The organism is Lysobacter stagni, assembly GCF_030053425.1.
Lineage (GTDB): Bacteria > Pseudomonadota > Gammaproteobacteria > Xanthomonadales > Xanthomonadaceae > Lysobacter_J > Lysobacter_J stagni.
The window spans coordinates 833865-860022 of the sequence record NZ_JASGBI010000001.1; the positions used below are offsets into that span (position 1 = coordinate 833865).

The window sequence follows — 26158 nt, forward strand, 5'->3', positions numbered from 1 at the left end:
GTTTGACACCGCAGCCCGGGCGAGCGTTCGCCCGGCTGCGTTGCCGAGGTCAGACCGCTTGCACCGCTTCGCCGCCCCGCATTGCCACCAGGAACGCGCGAGCTACGGCACCGCCTTCCGGCGTGGCCCATACACGAAGCCCGATCGCGTTGGCCATCGTTTGCATGAGCTCCAGTACGAACTCGAATGCGCGTTCGTCGCCGATGTCGCGCGGGTCCAGGTCGACTTCAATGTCGCCTTCGAAGAAGTGCCAGTTCGCCGTCATGCCACCCCCATCGATGGTGGCCATGACACCGACGGTCGCGCGCTGCGCGAGCGCGCACGCAGCGGTTTCCGGCAGCGGTATCCGCACGCCATCCTTCGTCGCCCGTAGTTCGAACGAGCTCGCACGCAGTGCGGTCCATAGCGCCTCCCAATGCCTCGCGTGCCCGGAACCCGGCACGATCAAGTCGATCAGCGCACCGTCCGGCGCGAAGTGGGCGCGCGAGTTGTCCCAGGTCGCAGGTTGGCTCATCCGTCGCAGATTAGCCGATGGCCAACGCCCGAGCCCGGGCAAGCCCGGGCGGGTGGCGCCTCAAGCGCGCAGCAGCGTCGCCGCGCGTGCCAGCGCTTCGATGGCGCCCCACTCTTCCGCCGCGACCAGGCGCGAGGGCGTGATCCACGAACCGCCCACGCAGGCGACATTCGGCGTGGCTAGGTAATCGCGGGCGTTGTGCGCGCCGATGCCGCCGGTCGCGCAGAAGCGGATCTCCGGCAGCGGGCCGTGCAGCGAACGCAGGGCCGGGGCGCCACCGGCGGCTTCGGCGGGGAAGAACTTCTGGAAGATGAAGCCGTGCTCGGACAACGTCATCGCCTCGCTCGCGGTGGCAGCGCCCGGCAGCCACGGCAGCGGCTGGTCCTTGGCGGCTGCGATCAGGTCCGGCGTCGAACCCGGCGACACGGCGAAGCGCGCGCCTGCCTGGCGTGCGTCGACCAGGTCCTGCGGCTTGCGCACGGTGCCCACGCCGACGATCGCACCGTCGACCTCGTTGGCGATCGCACGTACCGCATCCAGCGCAGCACGCGTACGCAGCGTGATCTCGATGGCGGGAATGCCGCCGGCGACCAGCGCGCGCGCGAGCGACACGGCGTGCCTTGCGTCTTCGATCACCACCACCGGCATCACCGGCGCGACGTGCAGTACGGATTCCAGCAGGCCCACTTTCGTTTCTCCAGTTGTTGACGCATGGATCGCGTCGAATGAGTTTCAGGCTCCCTCCCCTGCTTCTGCAGGGGAGGGGCAAGAATCAGGAACCCGGGTTGAAGATCCCGCCACCCAGGTCCGCCGGTGCGGCCGCATTGCGGAACACCGAGAACAGCTCGCGGCCCATGCCGAAGTGCGAAGCCGTCAGGTCCGTGGTCGCGTTCTCGCGCGATTCCCATTCGTCCTTGGGCACGTGCACCTGCAAGGTGCCGCCGACCGCATCGACGCGCACGATGTCGCCATCGCGCAGCTTCGCCAGCGGACCGCCCACCGCGGCCTCGGGGCTGACGTGGATCGCCGCGGGCACCTGGCCCGACGCGCCCGACATGCGCCCATCGGTGACCAGCGCGACGCGGTGCCCACGCTTCTGCAGCACGCTCAGCGTCGGCGTGAGCTGGTGCAGTTCGGGCATGCCGTTGGCCTGCGGACCCTGGAAGCGCACGACCACGACGACGTCGCGGTCGAGTTCGCCGCGATCGAACGCCGCCTTCACCTGCGACTGCTCGGAGAACACGCGTGCCGGCGCTTCGACGACCCACCGGTCCTCCGGGACCGCGGAAACCTTGATCGCCGCCGTGCCCAGCGGGCCGTGCAGCACGCGCAGTCCGCCATCGGCGCGAAACGGCTCGGCCACCGGGCGCAGGACCGTGGGATCGCCACTGCGCTCGGTGGCCGGGACGTAATCGACCTGCTGTTCCGGCGCCAGCCGCGCTTCGACGCGGTAGCGCGCCAGGCCCGGTCCGGCGATGGTTTCGACGTCGCCGTGCAGCAGGCCGGCGTCGAGCAGTTCGCCGATCAGGAAGGCGATGCCGCCCGCGGCGTGGAAATGGTTCACGTCGGCGCTGCCGTTGGGATACACGCGCGCCAGCAGCGGCACCACCGAGGACAGCGCGTCGAAGTCTTCCAGGCGCAGCTCGATGCCGGCAGCGGCTGCGATGGCGATGAGGTGCAGCAGGTGGTTGGTCGAGCCACCGGTGGCGTGCAGGCCGATCACGCCGTTGACGATCGCGCGCTCGTCGATGATCCGGCCCACCGGCCGGTAGTCGTCGCCCAGCGCGGTGATCTGCGCTGCGCGGCGTGCGGCCTGCGCGGTCAGCGCATCGCGCAGCGGGTTGTCCGGATTGATGAAGCTCGCACCCGGCAGGTGCAGGCCCATCATCTCCATCAGCATCTGGTTTGAGTTGGCCGTCCCATAGAACGTGCAGGTGCCGGGGCCGTGGTAGCTCTGTGCCTCGGCTTCCAGCAGTTCCTCACGCGTGGCCTCGCCGACGGCGTAGCGCTGGCGCACGCGTGATTTCTCATCGTTGGGCAGGCCGGAGGTCATCGGACCGGCCGGTACGAAGATCGCCGGCAGGTGGCCGAAGCTCAGCGCGCCGATCAGCAGCCCCGGCACGATCTTGTCGCACACGCCCAGGTAGAGCGCGGCGTCGAACATGTCGTGCGACAGCGACACCGCCGTCGACAGCGCGATCACCTCGCGCGAGAACAGCGACAGCTCCATGCCGGCACGGCCCTGGGTGACGCCATCGCACATCGCCGGCACGCCGCCGGCAACCTGCGCGGTGGCGCCCACACTGCGCGCGGCGTTCTTGATCAGGAACGGGAAGCGCTCGAGCGGCTGATGCGCCGAGAGCATGTCGTTGTACGCGTTGACGATGGCGAGGTTCGGCGAAACGCCACCGCGCAACGCGGCCTTGTCGGTGCCGCAGGCGGCGAAGCCGTGGGCGAGGTTGCCGCACGACAGCGTGGCGCGATGCGGGCCGCGGCCGCAGGCGGCGTCGACGCGCGCGAGGTACGCGGCACGACGGTCGGCACTGCGCTTGCGAATGCGTTCGGTGACGTCGGCGACGACGGGATGCAGGGCGGGATAGGTATCCACGGGGACTTACGGACTCCAGTACAGCATCGGCACGACCGGCGAACCGGCCAGCACGGAACGGATCGGCAGCGTCGAGCGCGGGTCGCGCGCGGCGGCATCGAGCACTTCGCGTTTCTTCGCACCTTCGATGTGCAGGTACAGCGACGGTGCGGTGAAGATCGCGCTCAGCGTCAGCGTCATGCGCGGTTCCGGCGCGGACGTGGAGCGGATCGCGAGCACGGGCGCGCGGCCGCTCGGTTGCAGGCCGATGTCGCGGCGCTGCAGGTCCGGGAACAGGGAAGCGACGTGTCCGTCCTCGCCCATCCCCAGCACCACCACGTCCAGCGGCAGCGCTTCGTTCGCCACCTGCGTGAGCACGGGCAGCAGTGCGGCCTCGGGCGTCGGCGCGGGACGCCGCAGCGGCAGCAGCTGCGCCTGCGCGGCCGCGCCCTGAAACAACGTCTCGCGCAACAGGCGTTCGTTCGAGCGCGGATGGTCCGGCGCGACCCAGCGGTCGTCCACGGGCACCACGGTGACGTGCGCCCAATCGAGCGTCTGCTTCGACAGGTCGACCAGGAACGCGCGCGGCGTGGTGCCTCCGGACACCGCCAGGCGCGCAGCTCCGCGACGCGCGATCGCGCCACGCAGGTCGGCGGCAACGGCCTTTGCCAGTGCGACGGCGAGCTGCTCCTTGTCGTCGAACAGGTGTTCGCGCGTGGGCAACGGATCGGGTGTCAGCACGGTCAGTCGCTCCGCGACGGCCTGGTTGAAAGATGCACGCTTAGACAGCGTCCTCATGCCACGTCCTTCCATCGCGTTCGATCAGGGCCACGGCCGCGCTGGGTCCCCAGCTGCCCGCGGTGTAGGGTTTGGGCGCTTCGTTGCTGGACTGCCACGCAGCCAGGATCGGATCGATCCACGCCCATGCGGCCTCCACTTCATCGCGGCGCATGAAGAGCATCGGGTTGCCGCGGACGACATCCATCAGCAGGCGTTCGTACGCCTCGGGCTGACGGCCGCCGAAGGTCTCGGCGAAGCTCAGGTCCATCGGCACGCGGCGCAGGCGCAGTCCGCCAGGGCCGGGAATCTTGTTGACGATCCACAGCTTCACGCCCTCGTCGGGCTGCAGGCGGATCACCAGCTGGTTCTGCGCGACGGGTTCGTCGCCGAAGATCGAATGCGGCACCTTGCGGAAGGTCAGCACGATTTCCGACATGCGCTCGGACAGGCGCTTGCCGGTGCGCAGGTAGAACGGCACGCCGGCCCAGCGCCAGTTGGCGACTTCGGCCTTGAGCGCGACGAAGGTTTCGGTGCGCGAGTCCTTGCTGCCGAGTTCCTCCAGATAGCCCGGCACCGGGCGGCCTTCGACGGCGCCGGCGCGGTATTGGCCACGCACGGTGAGGTGCGAGGTCGAGCCGTTCTCGATGGGCTTGAGCGAACGCAGCACCTTGAGCTTCTCGTCGCGGATGGCGTCGGCGGCCAGCGACGGCGGCGGCTCCATCGCGACCAGGCACAGCAGCTGCAACATGTGGTTCTGCACCATGTCGCGCAGGGCACCGGACTTGTCGTAGTAGCTGGCGCGACGCTCCAGGCCAACGGTCTCGGCCACGGTGATCTGCACATGGTCGATGTGCTCGGCGCGCCACAGCGGTTCGAACAACGCATTACCGAAGCGCAGCGCGGTGAGGTTCTGCACCGTCTCCTTGCCGAGGTAATGATCGATCCGGTAGATCTGCGATTCGGCGAACACCTGGCCGAGCGCGTCGTTGATCGTGTCCGCGCTGGCGCGGTCGTGGCCGATGGGCTTTTCCACCACCACGCGCGTGTTCGCGCCGGTGAGACCGTGCGCCTGCAGGCGCGCACCGACGCTGCCGAACAGGTCCGGGCCGACCGCCAGGTAGAACACGCGGACGCGCGATTCATCGGACAGTTCGCCGGCCAGTTCCGCCCAGCCGGTGTCGGCGGACAGGTCGATGCGGCGATACGACAGCAGCTGCAGGAACGGCTCCAGCGCCGCGGGTGCGCGCATGTCGAAGGCGAGGTTCTTCTGCAGCGCCTCACGGACGCGTTCGCGGTAGGCCTCGTCGGTCTGCGTATCGCGGGCCAGGCCGAAGATGCGCGTGCCGGCCACGATCTGGCCGTCGACATAGCGGTGGAACAGGGCCGGCAGCAGCTTGCGCAGGGCCAGGTCGCCCGTACCGCCGAAGATGATCAGATCGAAGGGCGCCATCGGCGCGACAAGGGGACTCACGGGACGCTCCGGAGGGACTGCCGTTGAAAGTAGACCAGAACCATACCACTGACGATACCAGTCAAATACCAGAGGTGCAATGCGGCCTTGGTGGGAATCCGGACGGTGCCCGAAGTGGCCACCAGAACAGGCGATGCCTTTAATTTCAGGCACTTGCTGTTATGGTCGCGCGAAGAGCGCCCTGCGCAGAGCGGGAGATCACCCGGGCCAGGTGCACTGGGCGACCCGATGTGCGCCGCCGTAGAGGCTTCCTTGCCCCGACTGGTATCTCACTGGTATCGTGAGCCCATGCAGGACTATCTGGTCAACGAGTTCGAGCGCCAGGCCGAAGCGCGACGCGCCCCGGCCTACCAGCATCTGCGCCGGACGCTGCAGCACGCCATCGAGAACGGCGAGCTCACGCCCGGCCAGGCCCTGCCGAGCGAGCGCGAGCTGACCAAGCTGCTGGACCTGTCGCGCGTGACCGTGCGCAAGGCCATTTCCGGCCTCGTCGCCGACGGCCTGCTGGTGCAGCGCCAGGGTTCGGGCACGTTCGTGGCCGAGCGCATCGTCAAGTCGTTCTCCAAGCTCACCAGCTTCACCGACGACCTGCGCGCGCGCGGCCTGGATCCGAAGTCGCGCTTCATCGAGCGCGGCATCGGCGAGGTGACGCCCGACGAGGCGATGGCGCTGAACCTCTCGCCCGGCGCGCAGGTGGTGCGTTACTACCGTCTGCGCATCGCCGACGACATGGCGCTGGCGCTGGAACGCACCGTGGTGCCGCAGACCGTGCTGGCCGATCCGTCGCTGGTGGAGAACTCGCTGTACGAGACCTTCCAGAAGATGGGCCTGCGTCCGACGCGCGCCCTGCAACGTCTGCGCGCGATCGCCTTCGACGCCGAACAGGCACGCCTGATGAATCTGCCCGAGGGCAGTCCCGGCCTTTTCATCGAGCGCCGCACCTTCCTCGACGACGGTCGCGTCGTCGAATACACCCGATCCTTCTACCGCGGCGACGCCTACGACTTCGTCGCCGAACTGCAGAGCGAGTGATCCCTTGAGCGAGCCCCTGATTCCCACCGCCACCCGCATGCACGCGGAGGCGCAGGAAGCCGCCGACGCCGTGGCGCGCCAGTTCGCCGCCAATGCGCCGGCCATCGATGCACTCGTGCGGCGCCTGAAGCAGGCGCCGCCGCCGTTCATCGTGACCTGCGCGCGCGGCAGTTCCGACCACGCCGCCACGTACGGCAAGTACCTGTTCGAGACCACACTCGGGCTGGTGACGGCCTCGGCCTCGCCATCGGTGGGCTCGGTCTATGCGGTGCGCCCGCATCTGAACGGCGCGCTGTTCGTGGCGATCTCGCAGTCGGGCAAGAGCCCGGACCTGGTGCGCAACGCGGAGATCGCCAAGGCCGCCGGCGCCATCGTGGTGGCGCTGGTCAACGTCGAGGATTCGCCGCTGGCCGCACTGGCCGACACGGTGATCCCGCTGCGCGCCGGCCCCGAGACGAGCGTCGCGGCGACCAAGAGCTACCTGTGCTCGCTGGCCGCACTGCTGCAGTTCACCGCACGCTGGAGCGGCGACGCGAAGCTGCTGGCTGCCGTCGATGCCCTGCCCGACGCGCTGCGCGCGGCGTGGGCGCAGGACTGGTCGCCGCTGGTCGCAGGACTTGTCGACGCCCGCAATCTGTTCGTGGTCGGCCGTGGCCTCGGCCTCGGTGCGGCGCAGGAAGCGGCGCTGAAGTTCAAGGAAACCTGCGGCCTGCATGCCGAGGCGTTCTCGTCGGCCGAGGTGAAGCACGGCCCGATGGCGATCGTCGGCCCTGGCTTCCCGGTACTGGCCTTCGCGCAGGACGACGACACGGGCAGCGGCACGGCCGCGGTGGCCGAGGAATTCCGCGCGCGCGGCGCGCCGGTGTGGCTGACCTGGCCGGGCGCTACCGCGCGCGATGGCGTGCTGCCGATGCCGACGTCGTTGCATCCGGCGATGACGCCGCTGCTGGCCGTGCAGAGTTTCTACAAGGCGGTGAACGCGCTGGCGGTCGCACGTGGACACAATCCGGACGTGCCGCCGCATCTCAACAAGGTCACCGAGACGGTTTGAATGCTTTTATCCCCTCCCCCTGCCTGCAGGGGGAGGCTGGGAGGGGGTGTCAGGCGCGCCAGCGCCGAGCTCGCCGCGACGCGGCTTCGCAACCCCTCCCCAACCCTCCCCTGCGAGCAGGGGAGGGAGTCGCTTCCGAGGACTGAACATGACCACCATCGCCTTCACCAACGGCCGCATCCTCACCGACCGCGGCTTCGAGACCGACCTCAGCGTCATCGTCGAAGACGGGCACCTCGTTGCCGTCCTGCCGGGCCCGCCGCCGAAGGACGTGAAGGTGGTCAACCTCGCGGGCCGCTACCTGGTACCCGGCTTCATCGACACGCAGGTCAACGGCGGTGGCGACGTGCTGTTCAACGACGAACCCACGGTCGATGGGCTGCGCCGCATCGCGCAGGCGCACCGCAGGTTCGGCACCACCGGCCTGCTGCCGACGCTGATCAGCGATGACGTGTCGGTGATGTGCCGCGCCGTCGCCGCCACGCGCGAGGCGATCGCGCAGCAGGTGCCGGGCGTGCTCGGCCTGCATCTGGAAGGCCCGTACCTCAACGCCGCGCGCAAGGGTGTGCACGACCCGTCGAAGTTCCACACACCCGATGGGGCCGAACTCGACGTGGTGTCCGCGCTCGGCCCGGACGGCGTGACGCTGATGACGCTGGCGCCGGAACGCTTCGATGCCGCCACGCTGCGGGCGCTGGTCGAACGCGGCGTGATCGTCGCGGCCGGTCACACCGCCGCGACCTACGAACAACTGCGTGACGGCTTCGCCGCTGGCATCACCGGCGTGACGCACCTGTTCAACGCGATGACGCCGATGAACTCGCGCGAGCCCGGGGCGGTCGGCGCCGCGCTGGAGAACGAGGACGCCTGGTGCGGCCTGATCGTCGACGGCTACCACGTGCACGACGCCACGCTGCGCGTGGCCATCGCCGCGCGGCCGCGCGGAAAGATGATGCTGGTCACCGACGCGATGCCGCCGGTGGGCGGCGAGCGCGAGGACTTCGAGCTGTACGGCGTGACCATGACCTGCCGCGACGGCCAGTGCACCACCGCCGATGGCACGCTCGCCGGTTCCGCGCTCGACATGGCCACCGCAGTGCGCAACACCGTGCACCGCCTCGGCCTTCCGCTGGACGAGGCCTGCCGCATGGCGTCGCAGTACCCGGCCGATTTCGTCGGCCTGGGCGGCGAACTGGGCCGCATCGCGCCGGGGTATCGGGCCGATCTGGTCGTGCTGGACACCGATCTGCAGGTGCACGGGACCTGGATCGCGGGCGAAGGGAACGCGGTCGCCGCATAGGCCTTGTCCTTTTGCTTCCCCCTTCTCCCCTCGCGGAAGAAGGTGGCGCGCAGCGCCGGAAGCGGGGGCGCGCGAAGCGCGTCGCGCCGATGAGCTGTTGACCCGCCCCACCCCTCTCCCTGGCCGCCGTTGGCGGCCTGTCCCTGTCAGCCCTGCAAGGGGAGAGGGAGGAGCCGCTGCCTGAACAGGCCATGGCGGCTCCTCACTTTCTCCGGGCTGGCGGCCACCCGGCCGATTTGGCACAGACTGCTACAATTCCGAGTCTTTGCTCGGGACTTTTGGCCTCGCGACTTTGTCGCAGGGCCGATGCCGGGCGCCCGCAGCCACCTCCGCGGCCCCCGCCGCGCCGGAGCCACGCATGACCAGCACCGCCGAACTCAGCTCGCCGTCCTCGGCCAACACCGCGCTCACCAATTCGGTGCTCGACACCGACTACACGCTCGAGCACAAGTACAGCCGCGAGAAGGGCCGCATCTATCTGTCCGGCGTGCAGGCGCTGGTGCGACTGCCGCTGATGCAGCGGCTGCGCGACGAAGCCGCGGGCCTCAACACCGCCGGCTTCATCTCCGGCTACCGCGGTTCGCCTCTGGGCGGCTTCGACCTGGAACTGTGGCGCGCGCGCAAGTTCCTCGAGAACGCCGGCGTGAAGTTCACCCCGGGCCTCAACGAGGACCTGGGCGCGACGATGGTCTGGGGCACGCAGCAGACCAACCTGTTCCCGGGCGCCAAGGTCCAGGGCGTGTACGGCATGTGGTACGGCAAGGGTCCGGGCGTGGATCGCACCGGCGACGTGTTCAAGCACGCCAATGCCGCCGGCACCTCGCAGTACGGCGGTGTGCTCGCCCTCGCCGCCGACGACCATGCCTGCCGTTCCTCGACGCTGCCGCACGGTTCGGAAGACGAATTCGTCAGCGCGATGATGCCGATCCTCAACCCGGCCGGCGTGCAGGACATCCTCGACATGGGCCTGGTCGGCTGGGCGATGTCGCGCTACACCGGCCGCTGGGTGGGCTTCAAGACGATCGCCGAGACGGTGGAATCGTCGGCCTCGGTCGACGTCGACCCGATGGCCACGCGCATCGTGCTGCCGGAAGACTTCGAGATGCCGGAGGGCGGGCTCAACATCCGCTGGCCGGATCCGCCGATGAACCAGGAGATGCGCCTGCACAAGTACGCGGTGAAGGCCGCGCAGGCGTTCGCGCGTGCGAACAGCATCGACCGCGTGGTCATCGATTCGCCGCGTGCGCGACTGGGCATCGTCACCACCGGCAAGAGTTACCTCGACGTGCTGCAGGCGCTGGAATACCTGGGCCTGGACGAGCAGGCCTGCGCCGACCTGGGCATCCGCGTCTACAAGGTCGGCATGACCTGGCCGCTGGAACCGGTGGGCATCACGAAGTTCGCGCAGGGCCTGGAGGACATCGTCGTCGTCGAGGAGAAGCGCGCCTTCATCGAGCGCCAGATGAAGGAGTACATGTACAACTGGAGCGGCCAGCGCCCGTCCATCGTCGGCAAGTACGACGAGAACGGCGAGTGGATCCTGCCCTCCACCGGCGAACTCACGCCCGCCACCATCGCCGGCGTCATCGGCGCGCGCATCCAGCGCTTCCACGATTCCGAGCACATCCGCAACGTCATGGCGTGGATGGCCGAGAAGGAATCCGAGCTGGCCCTGCCGCGCGCGCAGTTCCCGCGCGTGCCGCACTACTGCTCGGGCTGCCCGCACAACACCTCGACCGTGGTGCCGGAAGGCTCGCGCGCGTTGGGCGGCATCGGTTGCCACTACATGGTGACCTGGATGGACCGCAGCACCGACACCTTCACCCACATGGGCGGTGAAGGCGTGACGTGGTCGGGCCAGGCGGCATTCACCGAAACGCCGCACGTGTTCCAGAACCTCGGCGACGGCACGTACTTCCATTCGGGCTCGCTGGCGATCCGCCAGTCGGTCGCGACCGGCGTCAACATCACCTACAAGATCCTCTACAACGATGCGGTCGCGATGACCGGCGGCCAGCCGGTGGACGGCACGCTGTCGGTGCCGCAGATCGCGCACCAGGTGCGCAGCGAAGGCGTGCAGACGATCATCCTGGTGTCGGACGACATCGCGAAGTGGAGCAAGCGCGAGATCTTCCCGGGCGACATGGAGTTCCATGACCGCAAGGAACTGGACACCATCCAGAAGCGCCTGCGCGAGGTGAAGGGCACTTCGGTCCTGATCTACGACCAGACCTGCGCCACCGAGAAGCGTCGCCGCCGCAAGCGCGGCAAGATGGTCGACCCGCAGAAGCGCGTGATGGTCAATTCGCTGGTCTGCGAAGGCTGCGGCGATTGCGGCAAGAAGTCGTTCTGCGTGTCCGTGCTGCCGAAGGAAACCGAATTCGGCCGCAAGCGCGAGATCGACCAGTCGAACTGCAACAAGGATTACAGCTGCGTCAACGGCTTCTGCCCGAGCTTCGTGACGGTGGAAGGCGGCGGCCTGCGCAAGAAGAAGGGCTCCGGCGCCAAGGATCGCCTCGCCGACCTGCCGATGCCGACCTTCGCCAGCGACCTGTCTCAGCCCTGGAACATCCTCATCACCGGCGTCGGTGGCACCGGCGTGGTGACGATCGGCGCGCTGCTCGGCATGGCCGGCCACCTGGAAGGCAAGGGTTCGTCCGTGCTCGACCAGACCGGTCTGGCGCAGAAGGGCGGCGCGGTGACCACGCACATCCGCATCGCGCGCACTCCGGACGACATCCATGCCGTGCGCATCGCGGCCGGTGAAGCCGACCTCGTGCTCGGTTGCGACATGGTGGTGGTGAACGATTACTGGGCGCTGTCGAAGGTGCGCGCCGGCCGTTCCAACGTCGTGCTCAACAGCTACGAGGCGATGCCGGGCACGTTCACCACGCGTCCGGACATGCAGTTCCCGGCGACGGACATCATTGCCGCGGTGAAGGTCGCACTCGGCGGCAAGGACCCGCACGTGGTGGACGCCACGCAGCTGGCCACCGCGCTGATGGGCGATGCAATCGCCACGAACCTCTTCATCCTCGGCTACGCCTGGCAGCAGGGTCTGGTGCCGCTGTCGATGGATTCGCTGATGCGCGCCATCGAGCTCAACGGCGCCGCCATCGAGATGAACAAGACCGCGTTCGCGTGGGGTCGACTGGCGGTGATCGATCCGACCGCGGTTGCCGAAGCGGCCGGTCTGATCCGCAACGCGCCGACCAAGGCCGAGGCCACGCCGAACGAACTGCCGATGCTGTCGCCGGGCCCGTGGGAAAGCACCGAATGGGGCTCGACCTCCGCGCCTCGCACCACGCGGCGCGAGGACGAACTGCGCCACGTCCCGGCGCACGGTGGCGATACCGTCGCTTTCATGCCGCTGGACGACGAGCGTCTGTCGCGTTCGCTGGACGAACTGGTCGAGCGCCGCGTGAAGTTCCTCACCGACTACCAGGACGCGGCCTACGCCAAGCGCTACAGCGACTTCGTGGCGAAGGTGCACGCGGCCGAGCGCAACGTCGCCGGCACCACCGACCTCACCGAGGCGGTCGCGCGTTATGCGTTCAAGCTGATGGCCTACAAGGACGAGTACGAAGTCGCGCGTCTGTACACCAGCGGCGAGTTCCAGCGCCGGCTGGAGCAGCAGTTCGACGGCGACTACAAGCTCAAGTTCCACCTCGCTCCGCCGCTGCTGGCGAAGAAGGACGCGCAGGGCCGCCTGATCAAGCAGGAATTCGGTCCGTGGGTGTTCACTGCGTTCAAGTGGCTGGCGAAGCTGCGCTTCCTGCGTGGCGGTACGTTCGACATCTTCGGAAAGACCGAGGAGCGGAAGATGGAGCGCCAGCTGATCGAGGACTACTTCCGCACGATCGATGGACTGCTCGGCAAGCTCGACCGCGCCAACGTGGACCTGGCGGCGGAGATCGCGTCGATTCCGGAACACATCCGCGGCTACGGCCACGTCAAGGAAGACCACCTGCACAAGGCCAAGGCACGCGAGGCCGAGCTGCTGAAGGAGTGGAGCAATCCGCTGCGGATCGTGAAGGTGGCGTAAGGCGCCGTGTCTGACAGAAAGCCCCGCCCCGGCGGGGCTTTCTCATTGGAGCCCTCTGAACGTCACCGTTCGCCCTGAGCGTCGGCGCGCAGTGCCGAGGTCGAAGGGTGAACGGGCAGATCACGGTTGATGCCCGAGCATCCTTCGACTCCGCTGCGCTACGCTCAAGATGAACGGCAGTGCCAAGGGGGCGATCGGACATTGAGCGTCGTTCACGCAACTGCTGCCACCGGGCTGTCAGCAGCTGCGCCCCAAGATCCTCGTACCTCGTCGATAAGCGCAGCCACGTCCATGGACACCGCCCAGCTCAAGCGCTTCTGCGCCGCCTTCCCCGCGGCGACGAGAACCCTGCACGGCGAGCCCTCGAACATCCTGGTCTTCGCCGTCGGCGGCAAGACGTTCGCCTACTTCAAGACCAGCGAACCCGAGCGTTGGCGCTTCAGCTTCCGTGTCACGCCCGAACGCTTCGTCGAGCTCACCGACCAGCCGGGCATCAAGCCCGCGCGCTGGATGGGGCGCTGGTACTGGGTGACCGTGGTGGACGTGCGGCGCGTGCCGGAGGACTACCTTCGCGAGCTGGTCGACTGGTCGTATCGCCATGCGCTGGACAAGCTCAGTCGCAAGCGTCGCGCCGAACTGGTGGGCGACTGAGCACGTTCGCGACGGCCGTCATGACGATGCGTGTGGCCCGCATCGCCGATGCTCATGCGCTGCCGCCACATTCGCGCAGCGCGCGCCGGATCGGGGGCAGGTAGCATCGGGACCTCATCCGGAGTCCTCGCATGCGTCCTTCCCTCCTGGCGGCGGTACTCGCCGCACTGATCGCCCCGTCCGTCCACGCCCAGGCGCCCATCGATGCCGCGGCCGCGGCGAACGCCGTGCAGCCGCGCGTGCTCGCATGGCGGCGCGACCTGCACCAGCATCCGGAGCTGGGCAACCATGAGGTGCGCACGGCGAAGGTCGTCGCCGACCAGCTGCGCAGGCTCGGCCTGGAGCCGCGCACCGGCATCGCCCACACCGGCGTGGTCGCGGTGCTCAAGGGCGGCAAGCCGGGACCGCGCATCGCACTGCGCGCGGACATGGACGCACTGCCCGTCACCGAGCAGACCGGCCTGCCGTTCGCGTCGAAGGTGAAGACCACCTACCGCGGCCAGGACGTCGGCGTGATGCATGCATGCGGTCACGAGGCGCACGTCGCGATCCTGCTTGGCGTGGCGACCGCACTGGCCGCGCAGAAGGAGAACCTGGCCGGCGAAGTCATGTTCGTGTTCCAGCCGTCCGAGGAAGGCCCGCCGAACGCGGGCGAGACTTTCGGCGCGAAGCTCATGCTCGACGAAGGCGTGTTCCGCGACTTCAAGCCCGATGCGGTGTTCGGTCTGCACGTGTGGGCGGGTTTGCCGGTGGGACAGGTGGGCGTGCGCAGCGGCCCGATGCTCGCCGCCGCCGACGAATGGACGCTGACCGTGCGCGGCCGGCAGACGCATGGTTCGCGGCCTTGGGACGGCGTGGACCCGATCACCGTCGCCGCGCAGATCCTGCTGGGCACGCAGAGCCTGATCGCGCGACAGGTGAACATCGCGGCGACGCCGGCGGTGCTCACCGCCGGCCAGTTCAACGCCGGCGTGCGCTTCAACATCATTCCCGACGAGGCGCGCATGGTCGGCACGCTGCGCACCTTCGACACCGCACAGCGCGAGGACATCATCGCCCGCTTCCGTCGCACCGCCGAGGACTTCGCCCACGCCAGCGGCGCGACCGCGACGCTCGACGTCGCCGGCAACGCGCCGGCCACGGTCAACGATCCCGCGCTCACCGCGCGCGTGCGGCCCTCGCTGCAGCGCGCGGTCGGCGAAGGCAACGTGGTCGAGATGCCGATGGTGACCGTGGCCGAGGATTTCGCGCAGTTCGCCAACACCGTGCCGGGCGTGTACTTCTTCGTCGGCTCCACCTCGCCCGGCGTCGATCCGGCGAAGGCGCCGATCAACCACTCGCCGCAGTTCCTGCTGGACGAGGCGTCGCTGGAAGTGGGCACGCGCGCGATGCTGCAGGTGGCGCTGGATTATCTGCAGCATCAGTGATGCTGTCGCCCGGGTAAGCCAAGCGCATCCGGGATCGACGCGCATGGGTCCCGGGTGCGCTTCGCTTACCCGGGTTACGACCCTGCGGCCCGTTTCCGCAAAGCCGCTTCGGATAGGATCGACGCTTCACTCCGGGGAGTTCCGTCGATGCGTCTGATGCCCGCGCTGCTGAGCAGCGCCCTGCTTGCCACCCCGCTGTTCGTCCAGGCGCAGTCCGCGCCGGCCGAGCGTCCCGAAGTCGCCGGCGCGGCCAAAGCGGTGCAGCAGAAGGTGGTCGGATGGCGCCGCGATTTCCACCAGCACCCGGAGCTGTCCAACCGCGAGGAGCGCACCGCCGCCAAGGTCGCCGAGCACCTGCGCGCGCTGGGCCTGAAGCCGAAGGTCGGGATCGCGCACCACGGCGTGGTCGTCATCATCGAAGGCGGCAAGCCCGGGCCGCGCGTCGCACTGCGCGCCGACATGGATGCGCTGCCGGTGACCGAGCAGGTCGATCTTCCGTTCGCCTCGAAGGCCACCGCGACCTTTCGCGGTGAAACCGTCGGCGTGATGCACGCCTGCGGCCATGACGCCCACACCAGCATCCTGCTCGGCATCGCCGATGCGCTGGTCAAGATGAAGGCGGAGCTTCCGGGCTCGGTGATGCTGGTGTTCCAGCCTTCCGAGGAAGGCGCGCCCGACGGCGAGGAAGGCGGTGCGTCGCTGATGCTGGGCGAAGGCCTGTTCAAGGACTTCAAGCCCGACGCGATGTTCGGCCTGCACGTGTTCTCGACGCTGCAGGTCGGCCAGATCGGCGTGCGCCAGGGCCCGCTGATGGCGGCGTCGGACAAGTTCACCATCAAGGTGAAGGGCCGGCAGACGCACGGCTCTCGTCCGTGGGGCGGTATCGATCCCATCGTCGCCGCGGCCGACGTGATCGGCAGCGCGCAGACCATCGTCAGCCGCCGCACCGACATCGCCAAGCTGCCGGCCGTGGTGAGCTTCGGCGCGATCAAGGGCGGCATCCGCTACAACATCATTCCCGACGAGGTCGAGCTGGTCGGCACGATCCGCACCTTCGACGAGGGCATGCGCCAGAAGATCTTCGGCGACCTGAAGAACGTGGCCGAGCACGTCAGCGCCGCCAACGGCGCCACCGCCGAGGCCCGCGTGCCCGACAGCGACGGCAACCCGGTGACGGTGAACGATCCCGCGCTGACCGCGCGCATGATCCCCAGCCTCAAGGCCGTGGTCGGCGCGGACAACGTGATCGAGCCGCCGCTGCAGATGGGCGCGGAGGACTTCTCGTTCTACGCGAAGGAAGTGCCGTCGATGTTCTTCTTCGTCGGCGCGACCGCGAAGGGCATCGACCCGGTCACCGCGCCCAGCAACCACTCGCCGAAATTCGCGATGGACGAATCCGCGCTGGACCTGGGCCTGCGCGCGCTGCTGCAGGTAACGCTGGATTACCTGCATTCACCGGCGCAGATCGCACAGCGCTGAACGCGCGCTGCGCGCACCCCTCTTCCGCCCTTCGGGCACCTTCTCCCGCAGGGGAGAAGGAACAGCCGAAGCATCACGGATGCGGTGCGTCAGCCCTCTCCCCTTGCGGGAGAGGGACAGGCCGCCGAAGGCGGCCAGGGAGAGGGACGCTCCTTGGCGCTATCCCAGTTCGTTCACCGAACTTGGATCCACCGAGTACGGAAACCGCTCCGCCAGATGCCGCTCCTGCGCCCGAACGCGCGCGAACCACGCGCGCAGGTTCGGATACGACGCGAGATCGAATCCGGCTTCATCGGCAACGCCGGCATAGGCGTACACACTGATGTCGGCGATGGTGTACGCATCGCCGGCGATGTACTCGCGCGTGGCCAGTTCCGCATCGAGGATGGCCAGCGCATTGAGGCCCGCCTTGCGCTTGATCGCCACCAGCGCCTCGGGCCGGCGCGCGAGCTTTCCGGTCAGCGTCCAGTGACGCAGCGCGCCGATCTGGCTTTCGACGCGCTCCTGCTCGAACGACAGCCATTGCCATACGCGTGCGCGATCGAATGCATCGTCGGGCAGGTAGCGTGTGCGGTCGGCCAGGTACATCAGGATCGCGTTGGATTCGGCCAGCGCGCGGCCGTCCTCGAGCACCAGCGCGGGTACGGTGCCGGTGGGGCTGATGGCACGGTAGGCCGGCGTGCGGCCCTCGCCGTCGAAGATGCGTACCGGCTCCGTCCGATAGGGGCGTTGCAGGTGGTGCAGCAGCTGGCGCACTTTCCAGGCGTTCTGCGAGGGGAGGTAGTCATGGAGCGTGAGCATGGGATTCGATTCCGGCGTGAGGAGCGCAGTGTCTTCCTGCTCGGATCCCGGCGATATCCGGAACGTGCTGCGACCGCCAGCCGGTCAGGTTCGCGGGGCGGGCCGGAGCTAGAATTGCGCGCATGGACCTCGCCAACCTCCCCCTTGGCCGGCACGTCGATTACCCGCGCGAGTACGACGCCAGCCTGCTGTTTCCCATCGCCCGCACGCTGGGGCGCGAGCACATCGGCATCGACAGCGGCGCCCTGCCGTTCGAGGGCACGGACCGCTGGCACGCTTACGAGCTGAGCTGGCTGGACGGCCGCGGCAAGCCGCGCGTGGGCACGGCGACTATCACGGTGCCGGCGACCTCGCCGAACCTGGTGGAATCCAAGTCGCTCAAGCTGTACCTCAATTCCTTCAATGCCACGCGCTTCGACAGCGATGAATCGGTACGCGCACGCATCGCGCACGATCTGTCGAGCGCGGCCGGTGCACCGGTCGAGGTCGCCTTCGGTCTGCCGCCCATCAACGAGGCCGCGCCGGAAGACACCGTGATGGACTGCATCGACGGACTCGACCTGGATGTGGACGATTACGGCCCGCCCAATGCCGCGCACCTGTCCGCCGATGCCGCGCACGTCGTCAGCGAGACGCTGACCAGTTCGCTGCTCAAGTCCAATTGCCCGGTTACCGGTCAGCCCGACTGGGCGCGCATCGTCATCGCCTATCGCGGGCCGCGCCTGGATCGCGCGGGGCTGCTGCGTTATCTGGTCTCCTTCCGCGACCACGCCGAGTTCCACGAGCAGTGCGTGGAGCGTGTGTTCGTCGACCTGCTCGCACGGACCGGCGCGACGCAGCTCTCGGTGGAGGCGCGCTACACGCGGCGTGGCGGGCTGGACATCAATCCGTGGCGCGGGACGCCCGGCCATCCGCGACCGGCCGCAGGTCGCGACGAGCGGCAGTAGTCTCACCGTCAACAAGCAAATTTCGTCGCTTCTCGTTACCGACCCTTAACAGGGGCCGTGCCATGTTGCGTGGGCCATTCCGGCAGGAGCCCACGACCCATGACACCGGACAAGAAAGCCGATTTTTCTGGCGTCAGCGCCAACGTAGATACCACCGCCGAGAAGGTCGAGAAGGCGGACTTCTCGGGCGTGAGCGCGTCGGTCGATACCACCGCCGAGAAAGTTGGCGAGCAGACGTACACGGTCGTGAAAGGCGACACGTTGTCCGGCATCGCCAAGCAGTTCTATGGCAAGGCCGGCAAGTGGAACGCCATCTTCGACGCCAACCGCGACCAGCTCGACGATCCCGACCGTATCCAGCCGGGCCAGGTGCTGAAGATTCCCGTCCTGGACGATTGAGCCAGGCCATCGCCACGTCCCTTGTCCGTTTCGAAGGAGATCGATTTATGACGCATCGCCACCGCCTGAACCTCGCCATCGCCGCTGCGCTGTTCGCGTCGATCGCCGTGGTCGGATGCAAGAAGAAGGAAGAACCGGTCGCGACCATGCCGCCGCCTGCGGAACCGGCACCGGCACCCACGCCGCCGCCGGCCATGCCCGCACCCGCCGCGATCACCGTCACCAGCGTGACCCTGGGCACCGCGGCCGGGGCCGACAAGAAGATCGCCGCGCCGCTGTTGGTGTTCACGCCGAAGGACAAGATCATCGTCTCGGTCGCGACGGATGGCACGGCAAGCAACGTCGACGTCGCCAGCCGCCTGGTCTTCCAGGACGGCCAGACCGCCGGCGAAATGAAGCAGGCGCTCAACACCACCGGCGCCGAAACCACCAACTTCGAATTCACCAATGCCAACCCGTGGCCGGCCGGCAAGTACAAGGCCGAAGTGACGGTCGCCGGCGCACCCGCGCAGTCGGTGGACTTCGAAGTGAAGTAATCCCCCTCTCTCCCCACCACGTGGTGGGCAAGCATGGGCGCGGTTCTCCCCCCGCGCCCTTTTTTTGTTCAGCGCGCGGGAAAGCTGCCGTCGAGGTAGTACCAGCGCCCGGATTCGCGCACGAAGCGGCTGACTTCGTGCAGACGCACCGCCGGTGCGCCGCCCACCTTGTAGCGCGCGACGAACTCCACCGCGGCGTGGTCTGCATCGACCGGTACGTGGCGCTTCACTTCCAGGCCCAGCCAGCGCGTCGCAGTCGCATCGCCCAGGTCCAGTTCGGCGGGGCGGGAATCGGGGTACCAGCTGGCCAGCAGGTAGTCGGCATCGCCGCGTACGTACGCGCTGTAGCGCGACCGCATCAGCGCCTCGGCGTCGGCGGCCGGGGCACCGGCGTGCAGCGGGCCGCAGCAGGCGGCATAGGAACGGCGCGAGCCGCAGGGGCAGTCGGTCATAACGGGCCTCGTAGCGGCGAAGTCACGTGATTTTCGGCGAACGCACGCCCCAGCGACTACCATGTCGTGTTGCCGCCCCCGCCGAGCGTCCCCCTGATGAAAGCCCCCTCCTACCTCGACGACGACCAGATCGAACGCCTGGCCGAGCTGCTGGAGCAGCGCGCCGTTCCGTTCAAGGGTTTCAACCTGGAGGCGCTGGACGGCTACCTGTCCGCGCTGGCGGTGGGCCCGGACACCATCCCCTTCGAGCAGTGGCAGGGCGCCGTGTGGGGTACGCCGCCACGCTGGAAGGACGACGAGGAGCGCGAGCAGGTCGAAGCGCTGCTGCAGGGCCACTGGAACATGGTCAGCCAGCGCGTGCGCTTCGGCGACGACGACCTGCCCGACCACCTCGCTCCGCTGCTGTGGCTGCCGGAGAACCCGGAAGAGGAGCAGGACGACGAACTCGACGTCGGTCGCGACTGGGCCTTTGGTTTCTTCCGCGGCGTCGAGCTCAGCGAGATCGCCTGGGACAAGTGGCTCGACGAGCACGAATGGGTCGACGAGATCTTCCTGCGCCTGGATCGGCTCGCCAGCGGCGAGATCATCGGCGAGGATCCGGACCAGCCCGGCGAGCCGGTGAGCTACCGCGAGCGGTTGGAGATCATCGCCAGCCTGCCGGGCATGCTGGCCGATCTGCATCACCTGCGCATCGAGGCACTGACGCCGCGCGAGCCGATCCGTCGCGAAGCCACGCCCGACCGCAATGCGCCCTGCCCGTGCGGCAGCGGCAAGAAGTACAAGAAGTGCTGCGGCGCCTGAGGCGCCGCGCGCACGGTACTCGCCCGTAACGCCCACAGCCAGGCCGTGGGCGCGATGACACGGTAACGATCAGTTGCTGGCCACTTCGTCGGCCGACTTCTTCTTTTTCTTCTTGGTCTTGGCGTATTCCTCCGGCGTCTGACCGTTCTCGGGAACGGCGGGGAACGTGGGTGCCTCGCAACCCGGCTCCGCCGCGACCAGCTGCAGCGACAGCGGATTGGGCCGCAGTTCCTTGGTCGCGCCCGAGGCTGCATCGACGCCGGCGCCGATCAGGCCACCGAGCAGCACGTTGCCCGCCATGCCGGCCGCGCCCGCGCCGGACACCTGGCTCTGCACCACGGTTTCCACCGGCGCATAGCCGGTCTTGCACACCTGCACCGCGACCGGATGCTTGCGCTTGAGCGTCAGCGTGCACGGCGTGTCGCAGCGCTCGCCGTTGGACAGGGACACGGTGGCCCCCAGCGGCGTGCTCTCGACCGAAAAGGCCTGCGTGGTTCCCCGGGTGACGGTGGCGCAGCCGACCAGATTCGCGAGCGCGCACAGAACTACCGCCAGCATGAGCCGTCGTTGAAGATGCATTTCGTTTTTCCCCTGTTTTAGAAGTGGTACAACGCGGCTCCCCAGCCGCCCCCGCATCACGCCATACCCGCGCGGATGCCGCAAGGGCTCCGCGGCCCATTCCATGCGGCTGCGTATTTCCGGCCGAGCGCTGCCCCAGTGCCTGCGCGAAGGAGTCCCGGCTTTGCCGCCCCCCGCCGAAACCGCGACAATGCGGGGGTTGCGCGCCCGCAGGCGCGCGTCTGACGACGTCGCCGTCATCCCGCGGCGTCCGACCCCCACGTTCACGCAAGCGAGTCCACGCCGACATGCCCAACACCATCATCTACACGCTGACGGACGAAGCGCCGTTCCTGGCCACGCAGTCGCTGCTTCCGATCATCCAGGCGTATACCGCCACGGCGGGCATCGACGTGGAGACCCGCGACATCTCGCTGGCCGGCCGCATCCTGTCGCAGTTCCCCGACTTCCTGAAGGACGACCAGAAGGTCGGCGACCACCTGGCCGAACTGGGCCGCCTGGCGACCACGCCGGACGCCAACATCATCAAGCTGCCGAACATCTCCGCTTCGGTGCCGCAGCTCAAGGCCGCCATCGCCGAACTGCAGGCGCAGGGTTTCGCGCTGCCCGAGTACCCGGAAGAACCCAAGGGCGAGCAGGAAAACGACATCAAGGCGCGCTACGACCGCGTCAAGGGCAGCGCGGTGAATCCGGTGCTGCGCGAAGGCAATTCAGACCGCCGCGCGCCGCTTTCGGTGAAGAACTACGCGCGCAAGCATCCGCACCGCATGGGCGCGTGGAGCGCCGAGTCGCGCTCGCACGTCGCGCACATGGACGCCGGCGACTTCTACGGCAGCGAACAGTCGAAGGTGATCGAAAAGGCCGGCACGGTGTCGATCGAGCTGACCGGCCAGGACGGCCGCCGCAACATGCTCAAGACCAACATCAAGGTGCAGGCCGGCGAAGTCATCGACGCCTCCACCATGAGCGCGAAGGCGCTGTCGCAGTTCGTCGACGCGCAGATCGACGACGCGCTGGCTCGCGGCGTGCTGTTCTCGCTGCACCTGAAGGCCACGATGATGAAGGTCTCCGACCCCATCATGTTCGGCATCGTCGTCAAGCGCTTCTACCGCGACACGCTGGCCAAGCACGCCGACGTGCTGGCCAAGGCCGGCTTCGACGCCAACAACGGCATCGGCGATCTGTACGCGCGCCTGTCGTCGCTGCCGCCGGAAACCGTCGCCGCGATCGAGGCCGACATCGTCGCCGAGTACACGCGCCGTCCGGCGCTGGCGATGGTCAACTCCGACAAGGGCATCACCAACCTGCACGTGCCCAGCGACGTGATCGTCGACGCGTCGATGCCGGCGATGATCCGCGACTCCGGCCGCATGTGGAACGCCGACGGAAAGCTGCAGGACACCAAGGCGATCATCCCGGACCGCTGCTACGCCGGCATCTACCAGGCCGTCGTCGACGACTGCCGCGCCAACGGCGCGTTCGATCCGGCGACGATGGGCTCGGTGCCCAACGTCGGCCTGATGGCACAGAAGGCCGAGGAGTACGGCAGCCACGACAAGACCTTCCAGATTCCCGCCGACGGCGTGGTGCGGGTGCTCGACGAAGCCGGCAACGTGCTGATGGAGCACAAGGTCGGCGCCGGCGACATCTGGCGCATGTGCCAGACCAAGGACGCGCCGATCCAGGACTGGGTGAAGCTGGCCGTCAACCGCGCGCGCCTGTCGGGCACGCCGGCCGTGTTCTGGCTGGACCCGCAGCGCGCGCACGATGCCAACGTCATCGCCAAGGTCGAGCGTTACCTCAAGGATCACGACACCGCGGGCCTGGACATCCGCATCCTCGCACCGGTCGACGCGATGACGCACTCGCTGGCGCGCATCCGCGATGGCAAGGACACCATCTCCGTCACCGGCAACGTGCTGCGCGACTATCTCACCGACCTGTTCCCGATCATGGAGCTGGGCACCAGCGCCAAGATGCTGTCGATCGTGCCGCTGATGGCCGGCGGCGGCCTGTTCGAGACGGGCGCGGGCGGCTCCGCGCCGAAGCACGTGCAGCAGTTCGTCGAAGAGGACTACCTGCGCTGGGATTCGCTGGGCGAGTTCCTCGCACTGGCCGCCTCGCTGGAGCACCTGGCCAACCACACCGGCAACGCGCGGGCGAAGGTGCTGGCCGACACGCTGGACGCGGCCAACGCGAAGTTCCTCGACAACGACAAGTCGCCCTCGCGCAAGGTCGGCGGCATCGACAACCGTGGCAGCCACTTCTACCTGGCCATGTACTGGGCACGCGCGCTGGCCGACCAGAAGGCCGATGCCGAACTGGCGTCGCGCTTCGCCAAGCTGGCCGACACGCTGGAAGCCAACGAGCAGAAGATCGTCGAGGAGCAGATCGCGGTGCAGGGCAAGCCGGTGGAGATCGGCGGCTACTACCACCCCGACGTTGCGCTGATGGCCAAGGCCATGCGTCCGAGCGCGACGCTCAGCGCGGCGATCGACGCGCTGTAACGCGCAGAACAGTCCATCGCTGTACGGCCCGGGCGGGGCGAAGGCCGCGCCCGGGCTGCATCACTCGATGGTGCACATCACCCGCGACACGCTCATGCCGGTGGCATCCCACGCGGCCGGGGCCGTTGCGCCAGCCAGCGGTCGAGCTGGTTGGCGAAGGCCTGGCGATCGCGTGCATGGAACGCCGGCGGACCGCCGGTCTGCACGCCGGCGCCGCGCAACTCTTCCATGAAATTACGCATCGACAGACGCTCGGCCATGTTCTCCGCGCTGTAGCGCTCGCCGCGTGGATTCACCGCCACGCCGCCCTTCTCGATCACACGCGCCGCCAGCGGAATGTCCTGTGTGACCACCAGGTCGCCGGCGCGCATGCGCTCGACGATCTCGCTGTCCGCCACATCGAACCCACCCTGCACCTGCAACGCCCGGATGTAGCGCGACGCCGGACAACGAATCCACTGGTTGGCCACGAGGGTGACATGCACCTGCGCGCGGTCGGCCGCGCGGAACAGGATCTCCTTGATCACGCCCGGACACGCATCGGCGTCGACCCAGATCTGCAGCGGGGTGTGTTCGGGTTCGCTCATCGAACATTGCTCCAACGGAAAGTCGCGCGCACCGGATACGGCCCGAGGCCCGCGGAACCTTCACCGGATATACGGCACGCTCGTGTTGCGGTCGCGCTCGCGTTCGCGCTGCAGGAACAGGCGGTTAGCCTTTTCTTCGGTCATGTCGTACTTCGGCGCCACGTAAGGCAGCAGCAGGCGCAGCCAGGAGCGGCTGATGCGACGCGATTCCTCCGGGCAGCCCTTGGCGCGCGTTTCGGGCAGGTCGCCGTCGGTGACGATGCTCAGGTAACGCGCCGGGTCGCTGCCGTACAACAGGCACTGCAGGTTGAAGTAGCGCTGCTCGCCCAGCGCGTGCTGGTCGGCGTAGGCATCCAGGTTGTACTGGCCGGTGCTGCGCGCCAGGAACCAGTTCGACGCCATGCGCAGGTTCTCGGTCACCGTGTTGGTGGACTCGTTCAAGCCGGCGAAGCGCAACATCAGCGTGGTGGCCAGCTGGTCGACCGCGTCTTCCTCGCGGCCGGTGATGGGGATCTCCAGCAGCGTGATCAGTGCGTGGCCGGTTTCGTGCAGCAGGATGAAGCGCACGTTCGCGTCGAGATAGCGCTGCGCATAGCCCTCGTCGAGCTTGTTGGTCGCGGCCAGTTCGCGACCGCGCTCCTGCAGCACTTTCATCATCTCGTAGCACATGACCACTTCGCCGCGCTCGGGCGAGTAGAAGGCGTTGACTTCGCCGCACTCGGCCATGACGTAGTTGATCGGCCGCGGCAGCATCAGCATGCCGTCGATGGCGTGCACTTCCGGGATGTGGCGCAGCAGATCCGTGTCGTGCGCCATCTTGTAGAAGGGCTCGAGCTCCGGGTTCTTCGGCTTCACGTACTCGTAGCCGAACTGCACGCCGCCGGCCTTGGTCTCCGAATCGGCGGCCTTGGCGAAGGTGACCGGCTTGAGCGCGGCCAGTTCGTCGGAGAGGGCCTTCTCGGCTTCCTTGCGGCCTTCGGCGCGCGCGGCCGCCAGCGCGGCAGCCTGGCGCTTGCCGGCCACCAGCGAATAGGCGAAGGCGCCGCTCACCATGCCCAGCGCCAGCGACAACAATACGATCAGAAGTCTCGTCGACATGCGCGTCCCCGTGCGCGTTTGCGGAGCGGCACGCGCGGTGGTCGCAGGCGCCGTCGCGCGATCCTATCCGCTCACGCGTGATGGCGGAACCGTGCGGTCTTCACGGCGCCCGTGAACGGGACGCTGCGGCGGCGTCAGGCGCTGTGCGCTTCGGCGACAACGCGCTCGGGCTTCACGCGGACGGCCCACATCACGCCGCAGACCAGCAGGCCGATGCCCACCAGCGTCAGCGGCTCGGGCATGCGCCCGCGCAGCACATAGGCGTAGGCCAGCGCGGCGAGGGTCTCGAACACGATCAGCTGCCCCACCAGCGCGGTGGGCAGGCGCTGGCTGGCGGCGTTCCAGCACAGCGTGCCGATCCACGAGGCGAACAGGCCGATCACCGCCATCAGGCCGATGAAGAACCAGGGCCGCGGTCCCAGCGGCATCGGGAAGTCGTGGCCCAGCGCGGCCATGCCCGACCACAGCAGCGCATAACCCGTCAGCGCCAGAGGCAGGGTCGCCACGCCCTGCGCCGTTGCCCACGTGCGGGGACTGCGGTCCGGATGTGCACGCAGCCAGTCGGCGTTGCGCAGCGGGTACCAGGTCCAGCACGCCACGGCGACCAGCGCGAGGAGTGCGCCCTGCGCGTAACGGGTGAGGTCCGCGTCCGGATCGGCACGCAACGCAAGCAGCTCGACCCGGTTCACGCAGGCGATGCCCATCGCGATCAGCAGCAGCGAGGGGAACAGACGCCGCCATGGCAGGCGGCCGTCGCGGCGGTGGTCGCGCAGGTTGGCGCTGATGGCGATCACCACCGGCAGCGTGCCGATGATCATCGTCGGCAACGGCGCGCCGGCACGCTGGATCGCACTGGCCAGGCACACGTAGTACAGCAGGTTGCCGATGGCGGCCAGCTTCACTGCTTCCAGCCAGTCCGCACGCGTGAGTCGCGCCAGCGATGCGCGGTCCATCCATGCCAGCGGCAACGCGATGAGCCCGAACGCCAGATAGCGCCCCACCGACTGGAGCGCGGCGGGGTATTCGGGCAGCAGCAGCGGCCCGACGAACACCAGCCCCCACAGGAGGCCGGCAGCAAGCGCGTAGAGGGTTCCGGTCAGCATGTGGGTAGCGT

The 26158-nt window shown here is 68.3% G+C and carries 23 protein-coding genes; 12 read left to right on the plus strand and 11 right to left on the minus strand.

Annotated features, from left to right (window positions below):
- Window positions 1-49: 49 nt before the first annotated feature.
- From QLQ15_RS03700 to zwf, 5 genes are all read right to left on the minus strand, one after another.
- Complete coding sequence (locus QLQ15_RS03700; protein WP_283211500.1) at window positions 50-514, minus strand: hypothetical protein; 465 nt, start codon at window positions 512-514, stop codon at window positions 50-52.
- A gap of 60 nt (window positions 515-574) precedes the next feature.
- Entirely contained in the window at window positions 575-1201 is a 627-nt protein-coding gene (gene eda / locus QLQ15_RS03705; RefSeq protein ID WP_283211501.1) for a bifunctional 4-hydroxy-2-oxoglutarate aldolase/2-dehydro-3-deoxy-phosphogluconate aldolase, read from the minus strand.
- 85 nt (window positions 1202-1286) lie between these two features.
- On the minus strand, window positions 1287-3122 hold the full coding sequence (gene edd / locus QLQ15_RS03710) for a phosphogluconate dehydratase (RefSeq protein WP_283211502.1): 1836 nt from the start codon (window positions 3120-3122) through the stop codon (window positions 1287-1289).
- Window positions 3123-3128: 6 nt separating this feature from the next.
- A complete protein-coding gene (gene pgl, locus QLQ15_RS03715; RefSeq protein ID WP_283211503.1) occupies window positions 3129-3899 on the minus strand; it encodes a 6-phosphogluconolactonase in 771 nt (256 codons plus the stop codon).
- Window positions 3883-5331 carry a glucose-6-phosphate dehydrogenase gene (gene zwf, locus QLQ15_RS03720; protein ID WP_283213920.1) on the minus strand — a complete coding sequence of 483 codons (1449 nt, stop codon included), beginning with the start codon at window positions 5329-5331 and terminating at the stop codon, window positions 3883-3885. Before zwf ends, pgl begins: the two co-directional genes overlap by 17 nt.
- Window positions 5332-5640: 309 nt before the next feature.
- On the opposite strand from zwf, the gene QLQ15_RS03725 reads away from it, so the two are divergent.
- The 7 genes from QLQ15_RS03725 (at window position 5641) to QLQ15_RS03755 (ending at window position 16337) form a co-directional block, all read left to right on the plus strand.
- On the plus strand, window positions 5641-6384 hold the full coding sequence (locus tag QLQ15_RS03725) for a GntR family transcriptional regulator (RefSeq protein ID WP_283211504.1): 744 nt from the start codon (window positions 5641-5643) through the stop codon (window positions 6382-6384).
- Window positions 6385-6421: 37 nt separating this feature from the next.
- Window positions 6422-7435, plus strand: a complete 1014-nt coding sequence (locus QLQ15_RS03730; protein WP_283213921.1) for an SIS domain-containing protein — start codon at window positions 6422-6424, stop codon at window positions 7433-7435.
- 148 nt (window positions 7436-7583) lie between these two features.
- Window positions 7584-8735: an N-acetylglucosamine-6-phosphate deacetylase gene (gene nagA, locus QLQ15_RS03735; protein WP_283211505.1), complete on the plus strand. Its 1152-nt coding sequence runs from the start codon at window positions 7584-7586 to the stop codon at window positions 8733-8735.
- Window positions 8736-9093: 358 nt separating this feature from the next.
- Complete coding sequence (locus QLQ15_RS03740) at window positions 9094-12780, plus strand: indolepyruvate ferredoxin oxidoreductase family protein (protein ID WP_283211506.1); 3687 nt, start codon at window positions 9094-9096, stop codon at window positions 12778-12780.
- A gap of 291 nt (window positions 12781-13071) precedes the next feature.
- Window positions 13072-13431: an MmcQ/YjbR family DNA-binding protein gene (locus QLQ15_RS03745; protein ID WP_283211507.1), complete on the plus strand. Its 360-nt coding sequence runs from the start codon at window positions 13072-13074 to the stop codon at window positions 13429-13431.
- A gap of 131 nt (window positions 13432-13562) precedes the next feature.
- Window positions 13563-14858, plus strand: coding sequence for a M20 family metallopeptidase (locus QLQ15_RS03750; protein WP_283211508.1), 1296 nt, complete (start codon window positions 13563-13565; stop codon window positions 14856-14858).
- 147 nt (window positions 14859-15005) lie between these two features.
- Window positions 15006-16337 carry a M20 family metallopeptidase gene (locus QLQ15_RS03755; RefSeq protein WP_283211509.1) on the plus strand — a complete coding sequence of 444 codons (1332 nt, stop codon included), beginning with the start codon at window positions 15006-15008 and terminating at the stop codon, window positions 16335-16337.
- 159 nt (window positions 16338-16496) lie between these two features.
- Here the strand turns inward: QLQ15_RS03755 and QLQ15_RS03760 are convergent, their stop codons facing one another.
- A complete protein-coding gene (locus QLQ15_RS03760) occupies window positions 16497-17138 on the minus strand; it encodes a glutathione S-transferase family protein (protein ID WP_283211510.1) in 642 nt (213 codons plus the stop codon).
- Between the two features lie 122 nt (window positions 17139-17260).
- Between QLQ15_RS03760 and queF the strand changes: the two genes are divergently transcribed.
- The 3 genes from queF (at window position 17261) to QLQ15_RS03775 (ending at window position 19020) form a co-directional block, all read left to right on the plus strand.
- A complete protein-coding gene (queF, locus tag QLQ15_RS03765) occupies window positions 17261-18085 on the plus strand; it encodes an NADPH-dependent 7-cyano-7-deazaguanine reductase QueF (RefSeq protein WP_283211511.1) in 825 nt (274 codons plus the stop codon).
- 99 nt (window positions 18086-18184) lie between these two features.
- Window positions 18185-18484, plus strand: coding sequence for a LysM peptidoglycan-binding domain-containing protein (locus QLQ15_RS03770; RefSeq protein ID WP_283211512.1), 300 nt, complete (start codon window positions 18185-18187; stop codon window positions 18482-18484).
- A gap of 47 nt (window positions 18485-18531) precedes the next feature.
- On the plus strand, window positions 18532-19020 hold the full coding sequence (locus QLQ15_RS03775) for a hypothetical protein (protein WP_283211513.1): 489 nt from the start codon (window positions 18532-18534) through the stop codon (window positions 19018-19020).
- Window positions 19021-19088: 68 nt separating this feature from the next.
- Here the strand turns inward: QLQ15_RS03775 and QLQ15_RS03780 are convergent, their stop codons facing one another.
- Window positions 19089-19472, minus strand: coding sequence for a YchJ family protein (locus tag QLQ15_RS03780; RefSeq protein WP_283211514.1), 384 nt, complete (start codon window positions 19470-19472; stop codon window positions 19089-19091).
- 96 nt (window positions 19473-19568) lie between these two features.
- Here QLQ15_RS03780 and QLQ15_RS03785 point away from each other — a divergent pair, with 96 nt between their 5' ends.
- Entirely contained in the window at window positions 19569-20273 is a 705-nt protein-coding gene (locus QLQ15_RS03785) for a UPF0149 family protein (protein WP_283211515.1), read from the plus strand.
- A 69-nt stretch (window positions 20274-20342) separates the two neighbouring features.
- On the opposite strand, the gene QLQ15_RS03790 is transcribed toward QLQ15_RS03785, so the two are convergent.
- Window positions 20343-20831: a PEGA domain-containing protein gene (locus QLQ15_RS03790; protein WP_283211516.1), complete on the minus strand. Its 489-nt coding sequence runs from the start codon at window positions 20829-20831 to the stop codon at window positions 20343-20345.
- 308 nt (window positions 20832-21139) lie between these two features.
- On the opposite strand from QLQ15_RS03790, the gene QLQ15_RS03795 reads away from it, so the two are divergent.
- Complete coding sequence (locus tag QLQ15_RS03795) at window positions 21140-23359, plus strand: NADP-dependent isocitrate dehydrogenase (RefSeq protein ID WP_283211517.1); 2220 nt, start codon at window positions 21140-21142, stop codon at window positions 23357-23359.
- A gap of 92 nt (window positions 23360-23451) precedes the next feature.
- On the opposite strand, the gene QLQ15_RS03800 is transcribed toward QLQ15_RS03795, so the two are convergent.
- From QLQ15_RS03800 to QLQ15_RS03810, 3 genes are all read right to left on the minus strand, one after another.
- Window positions 23452-23946: a YaiI/YqxD family protein gene (locus QLQ15_RS03800; protein ID WP_283211518.1), complete on the minus strand. Its 495-nt coding sequence runs from the start codon at window positions 23944-23946 to the stop codon at window positions 23452-23454.
- A gap of 60 nt (window positions 23947-24006) precedes the next feature.
- Window positions 24007-25044 carry a DUF4344 domain-containing metallopeptidase gene (locus QLQ15_RS03805; RefSeq protein WP_283211519.1) on the minus strand — a complete coding sequence of 346 codons (1038 nt, stop codon included), beginning with the start codon at window positions 25042-25044 and terminating at the stop codon, window positions 24007-24009.
- Between the two features lie 134 nt (window positions 25045-25178).
- Window positions 25179-26147: a DMT family transporter gene (locus tag QLQ15_RS03810; RefSeq protein ID WP_283211520.1), complete on the minus strand. Its 969-nt coding sequence runs from the start codon at window positions 26145-26147 to the stop codon at window positions 25179-25181.
- Window positions 26148-26158 lie beyond the last annotated feature (11 nt).